The sequence below is a fragment of the Paenibacillus sp. MDMC362 genome (assembly GCF_003269305.1).
Lineage (GTDB): Bacteria > Bacillota > Bacilli > Paenibacillales > Paenibacillaceae > Paenibacillus_AQ.
Map to the genome: position 1 here is coordinate 25,138 of NZ_QLYT01000085.1, position 6,574 is coordinate 31,711.

The window sequence follows — 6,574 nt, forward strand, 5'->3', positions numbered from 1 at the left end:
GTTTTATCAACTTATTTTTTCTGATCAATGATGCTAACGTTCCCCATGTACGGGCGAAGTACTTCAGGAATAACGACGGATCCGTCAGCCTGTTGATAATTCTCCAGAATCGCAGCGACGGTACGTCCTACCGCAAGCCCGGAACCATTCAAGGTGTGGACAAATTCAGGCTTGCTCTTCGGTTCCGGACGGAAGCGAATGTTGGCACGGCGAGCCTGGAAGTCCCCGATGTTCGAACATGAGGAGATTTCACGATATGCGCCGCTCTCCGGAAGCCAAACTTCCAGATCGTAGGTCTTCATGGATCCAAAGCCCATATCCCCAGTACAGAGAGCCATGACACGATAAGGAAGATTCAGCAGCTGAAGCACGCGCTCCGCATCTGCCGTCATCTTCTCAAGCTCATCAAACGATGTTTCCGGATGTACAATTTTCACCATCTCAACCTTGTTGAACTGATGCTGACGAATAAGTCCCCGTGTGTCGCGCCCTGCCGCGCCGGCTTCCGAACGGAAACAGGAGCTGTAAGCCACGTAATATTTAGGCAGATCCTCGGCATTTAAGATTTCCTCGCGATGGTAGTTCGTTACAGGAACCTCAGCAGTTGGGATGAGGTAATAGTCGGTATCGCTAATCTTGAATAAATCCTCTTCGAATTTAGGCAGCTGCCCTGTTCCGTACAAGCTGTCCCGGTTGACGATATATGGAGGCAGCATTTCCTCATAGCCGTGTTTGTCGCTGTGCAGATCCATCATGAAACTGATCAGAGCACGCTCAAGACGAGCACCTAAACCTTTATAGAACGTAAACCTTGAACCCGTTACCTTCGCACCTGCTTCAAAATCCAAAATACTCAGATTCTGAGCAAGCTCCCAGTGGGCCTTGGGCTCGAAATCGAAAGCTTTTGGCTCCGCCCAGCGGCGGATTTCCACGTTTTCCTCCTCCGAAGCGCCTACCGGCACACTCTCGTGAGGAATATTCGGAATCGCCAAAGTAAGCTCGGATATGCTGGCCTCCAGCTCGCGAACTTCCTCATCCATCGCTTTAATCTGGTCCGACACTTGTCGCATTTCCAGGATCAGATCATCTGCATTCTCACGATTCTTCTTAAGTTTGGCCACTTCAGCCGACACGGTGTTGCGGCGATTCTTCAAACTTTCGCTTTCCTGCAGCAATTCCCGGCGCCGGGCGTCAAGCTTAGGAAAATCCGCAATCAGATCGAGCGATTTGCCTCGGTTCTTCAGCGCTTCTTCTACACGACTGTACTCGCTGCGCAATATTTTTACGTCTAACACGGGAAACCCTCCTAAAGTAAAACATCCATCAAGTATATCGAAGCAGCTGCCCTATTTATTGATAAAAAGCCTTGGGACAAGGCTGCAGTGTACATTATACATACGATACATCTTATTGTATTTCAGCGAAAAAGACAACTTGACTCCCACATACTGCCATAGAGTCAAGATGTCTTCTACTGTAACTATTACGTCTGTGGTGCCGTAGACCGGGATCGAACCATCTCCACAAAATATTGATGAAGTCGGTAATCGTCCGTCAGCTCCGGATGATACGAGGCTGCGAGCAGATGCCCTTGTCTGGCTGTAACGATCTCATCTTTATAAGTGGACAGAACCTCAACGCCCGGCCCCACTTCCAGAATGAGCGGCGCACGGATAAAGACTGCCCGTACCGTTTCCTCGATTCCTTTTACAGGCAAATCGGTCTCGAAGCTTTCACGCTGACGTCCAAATGCGTTACGCGCCACCGTGATGTCCATCAGCTTTAAGTGAGCCTCTTCGTCGCCTTGAATTCGTTTCGCCAGCACGATCAGTCCGGCGCATGTTCCGAATATCGGTTTGCCCTGGGCTGAGAACAGACGAATCGCATCCATAAAATCATACTTCCGCATCAGCTTGCCGATGGTGGTGCTCTCACCGCCAGGAATAATCAAGCCGTCAATGTCGTCCAACTGCTCGACCTTCTTGATCGGCACTCCCTCGGCACCAGCAAGCGTGATGCTTCGAATATGCTCTGCAACGGCACCCTGAAGTGCCAGTACGCCGACCTTCATGTTACCCCTTCTCTCTTACCAGCCGCGATCCTGCATGCGCTCAGCCGGACTAAGCTTGGATATCTCGATGCCTTTCATCGGAGTACCCAAATTCTTGGATACTTCAGCAATCAATTTATAATCATCATAATGCGTAGTCGCTTCAACGATCGCACGAGCGAATTTCTCAGGGCTGTCCGATTTGAAAATACCGGATCCAACAAATACGCCGTCAGCGCCTAAATGCATCATCAATGCGGCATCTGCAGGTGTTGCCACGCCACCAGCTGCAAAGTTAACGACAGGGAGCTTGCCTGTCTCATGAATGCCCTTCAGGAGGTCATAGGAAACACCCAGGTTCTTCGCTTCGGCATACAACTCGTCCTTCGACATGTTGCGAACTTTACGGATTTGACTGTTGATGAGGCGCATATGGCGAACGGCTTCCACGATATTACCTGTTCCCGGCTCGCCTTTCGTACGGAGCATGGATGCACCTTCACCAATACGACGCAGCGCTTCGCCAAGGTCCTTTGCGCCGCATACGAACGGTACCGTGAAATCCCATTTATCGATATGGAACACTTCATCCGCCGGTGTCAGCACTTCGCTCTCGTCGAGATAATCCACGCCAAGAGATTCGAGTACTTTTGCCTCAACGTAATGACCGATACGAGCTTTGGCCATAACTGGAATGGATACAACTTTCATGACTTCCTCAACGATGGTTGGGTCAGCCATCCGTGCTACTCCCCCAGCAGCGCGAATATCGGAAGGAACGCGCTCCAGCGCCATAACTGCCGTTGCACCGGCAGCTTCAGCGATCTTTGCTTGTTCCGCATTCATGACGTCCATAATGACGCCGCCTTTTTGCATTTCTGCCATACCTCTTTTTACAGTTGATGTTCCTGTTTCCATGTCCCCTAGCCTCCCGAATATATGTTGTATCTTATCGCCATTACAGCTTTCCCTGGCGATATGGTCTGTACCCGTATAGGTGCATGCTTGCAATGAATCTAACTTGATATTTTACCGCATCAAAATCAAATACACAACCCATTTACTCGGAATTTATCGGCTGTTAGAAAAGATTTTTGATGGAATCAAACAAATCGGCAAAAAAGTCTCCAATCGCCCGCAGGAATAGCTTAAACCAGCCTGCCTTCTCAACTTCCTCCGCGGTGATTAGGTTTACCGTTTCGGTCTGAGCTTCCTTCATGCCTTCTATTTTATAGGTGTAAGTTACCGTGCCCACCTTCGTATCCTTGGCAACAGGAGCCGTCATGCTGGAGGAGTCCAGTTTGGCTTCAAAGGTAATGTTCTTGCCGCTTGAACCTTTCGGCACAACAAAAGTAAGAGCTTTATCGGTTACGAGCGCAGCTTCTTTGCCTTTGCCCTTCTTCAATTCGACGGTTTCAAAGCCTTCTACGGTTGCACCGGCAGCTTGAACTTCCTTCACTTCGAAGTTCTCAAAGCCGTAATCAAGGACTTTTTTGGTTTCTTTAAAACGGGCACCTTCAGATTTCGTTCCCATAACCACGCTGATCAAACGCATGCCGTCACGCTCAGCAGTACCGGCAAAGCAATAACCCGCCGCATTGGTATGACCGGTTTTCAAACCGTCCAAACCTTCGTAAGCATAGGCCTTGAAGTTCGTAATGCTTTTGTTGGCCTCCAGCATCCAGTTGTAGTTGATGATCGGACTCGTATCGCGCGGCCGGAATTTATGCGATTGAATGGCTGTAAATCTAGCAAAGTCAGGATGATCCTCAACGATATACTTGGCAAGTAATGCAGTATCCATTGCCGACATTACGGTTTCTTTATCTTCTGCAGGACGGTATTTCTCAGGCATATCTGCACGGCTAAGGCCTGTAGAATTAATAAAGAAAGCAGTCTTCAATCCCATCTTTTTCGCCGTATCGTTCATCATGGTAACAAACTCTGCTTCGGAACCAGCGACATGTTCAGCCAATGCTACCGTTGCATCATTCGCCGAGCCGACAGCCATGGCTATGTAGAGCTCTTCCACTGTATGTTGGTCGCCTTCAGCTAAAAATATCCGTGAGCCCACGGTTTTTTCAGCATTTTCCCCTACCGTGACTACGTCATCCCAAGCTAACTCGCCTTGTTTTACCTTCTCTGCCACGATATATTCCGTCATCATCTTCGTCATACTCGCCGGCGGCAATGCTTCATCAGCATTAATAGATAACAACACTTGACCTGTAGATGGCTCTATCAATACGGCAGAGCTTACGTCCAAATTCAGTTGATCAATCGATGGCACTTTATCCGGCTTCGAGTTATTCGTTGTCGCTTTGTCCTCTGTGGCTTTCGTCGTATCCGCTGTTGCCAGCATTTGAGGCGCCGCCAGCGAAACCGCGGGCACAGCAGAGAAACACAGTATATTAAACAGCATCAAGGATGCCAGCGTTCTTTGAATGCGTTGTCGTTTATTCCTCTTTACAGACTTGTCTATCAATGGAATTACTCCCCTCTAATTCTCAATAAGTCATTAACTTGTTCTATTCTATCATAGGGGGGGTATCAAAAAAAGACAAGCTAGATGAATTTCATCCAGCTTGTCCAGGAAATAAATGACATATGTTGTTTATCCTTGGTCTTTCGAGTGAATTACAAGGAATAGTTAGGTGCTTCTTTGGTAATTTGGATATCATGCGGATGGCTCTCGCGGAGTCCTGCACCGGAGATACGGATGAACTGTGTATCATTCCGCAATTCCTCTAGGTTTTGTGTACCGCAATAGCCCATACCGGAGCGCAATCCACCGATCAGCTGATGGATGGTATCTGCCAAAGGCCCTTTGTAAGCAACACGACCCTCAATGCCTTCCGGTACCAGTTTCTTGTCGTCATCCTGGAAGTAACGGTCTTTACTGCCTTGTTTCATGGCAGCAAGGGAACCCATACCGCGGTAAGCCTTGAAACGGCGTCCTTGATAGATCTCAGCTTCGCCCGGGCTCTCCTCCGTACCGGCAAACATGCTGCCCAACATAACTGCACTTGCTCCGGCTGCGATCGCTTTTGTAATTTCGCCGGAGTATTTGATACCGCCATCTGCAATAATCGGCACTCCATATTCCTTAGCAACCGTTGCACAATCATAGATCGCTGTGATTTGCGGTACGCCAATCCCGGCAATGACACGAGTCGTACAGATCGATCCAGGCCCAATTCCGACTTTAACGACGGATGCCCCGGCTTCGATAAGTTCTCTTGTACCCTCGCCTGTAGCCACGTTACCAGCGATAATCGTCAGATCCGGATACACTTCGCGCAATTTGCGAACGGAATCAATGATGTTGATATGGTGACCGTGGGCCGAGTCAACGGTAATGACGTCTACGCCAGCTTTCACAAGCGCTTCTGCTCTTTCGAAGGTATCTTTGGAAATTCCGATCGCTGCACCTACAAGCAGGCGGCCTTGAGCATCTTTCGCAGCTCTAGGGAACTGAATCGCTTTCTCAATATCTTTAATCGTGATAAGTCCTTTAAGAACATTATCTTCGTCTACCAAAGGCAGTTTCTCAATCTTATGCTTCTGCAGAATCATTTCGGCATCTTGAAGAGTCGTTCCAACCGGAGCTGTCACCAGATTCTCGCTGGTCATTACTTCACTAATTACCGTATTGTAGTCATGAACAAAACGAAGATCACGATTCGTCAAAATCCCAATCAGCTTATTGTTCTTATCTACGATCGGTACGCCGGAAATCCGGAACTTACTCATGAGTTTCTCTGCATCGGATACAAGATGATCAGCATGGAGTGAGAACGGATTCGTAATAACACCACTTTCCGAACGCTTAACCCGATCTACCTCTTCTGCTTGTTGTTCAACAGTCATATTTTTATGAATAATGCCGATTCCGCCTTCTCTAGCAATGGCAATTGCCAAAGGAGCTTCCGTTACGGTGTCCATTCCTGCACTGATGAGCGGGATATTCAATTTTACATGCTCGCTCAATTTGGTGCTAACATCTACTTCTTTTGGAAGTACCTCGGATTTTCTAGGAACCAACAATACATCGTCAAAAGTGAGGCCTTCCTTGCTAAACTTATCTTCCCACACCTGGGTTATTCCTCCTTTTTGTCGTCTTCCTGCGGACTACAACTACTGTCAGAGCTGGACCGGACGGCATTTTCAAGTATTTTCAGAAATATATTATTGCCATCTTAGCAAAGGGCCCATAGGCTGTCAAGGATTGATATTCGCCCTTTGCTTGAAGATCGCAAGTATCCATCCAGCGCGTTATCCTGTCTCTTTGGAATGGACAAACAAACCGGGTTTCTTCTATTAAATGGAGACTTACCCAGGTTAAAGGCTTGTCTGTCCACACGCCAAGCCTTGAGACATCATCTTAGGGACATTGAATCGCTGTCGTTTAGTATCACCTAACCCGGTACGAGATAGTCCCCGATTTCATAAATCCATGTTGTTGAGTATAGGAAAAGACCGTTATCGATGACTCGATAACGGTCTTTATGGTTGTTCGCTTGG

5 protein-coding genes are annotated in these 6,574 nt (G+C 48.1%); all 5 read right to left on the reverse strand.

Going from position 1 to position 6,574, the window contains the following annotated elements; genetic code table 11:
• Positions 1-11: 11 nt before the first annotated feature.
• The 5 genes from serS to guaB all read right to left on the reverse strand — a co-directional run bounded on the left by serS (position 12) and on the right by guaB (position 6,145).
• Complete coding sequence (gene serS, locus DP091_RS29990) at positions 12-1,295, reverse strand: serine--tRNA ligase (protein WP_113061680.1); 1,284 nt, start codon at positions 1,293-1,295, stop codon at positions 12-14.
• Positions 1,296-1,483: 188 nt separating this feature from the next.
• Entirely contained in the window at positions 1,484-2,071 is a 588-nt protein-coding gene (gene pdxT, locus DP091_RS29995) for a pyridoxal 5'-phosphate synthase glutaminase subunit PdxT (protein ID WP_113061681.1), read from the reverse strand.
• A gap of 15 nt (positions 2,072-2,086) precedes the next feature.
• A complete protein-coding gene (pdxS, locus tag DP091_RS30000; protein WP_071221106.1) occupies positions 2,087-2,968 on the reverse strand; it encodes a pyridoxal 5'-phosphate synthase lyase subunit PdxS in 882 nt (293 codons plus the stop codon).
• A 163-nt stretch (positions 2,969-3,131) separates the two neighbouring features.
• Entirely contained in the window at positions 3,132-4,535 is a 1,404-nt protein-coding gene (locus tag DP091_RS30005; protein WP_113061682.1) for a D-alanyl-D-alanine carboxypeptidase family protein, read from the reverse strand.
• Between the two features lie 152 nt (positions 4,536-4,687).
• Positions 4,688-6,145 (reverse strand): IMP dehydrogenase, encoded by a 1,458-nt coding sequence (gene guaB / locus DP091_RS30010; RefSeq protein ID WP_113061683.1) that lies wholly within the window; start codon positions 6,143-6,145, stop codon positions 4,688-4,690.
• Between the last annotated feature and the right edge of the window lie 429 nt (positions 6,146-6,574).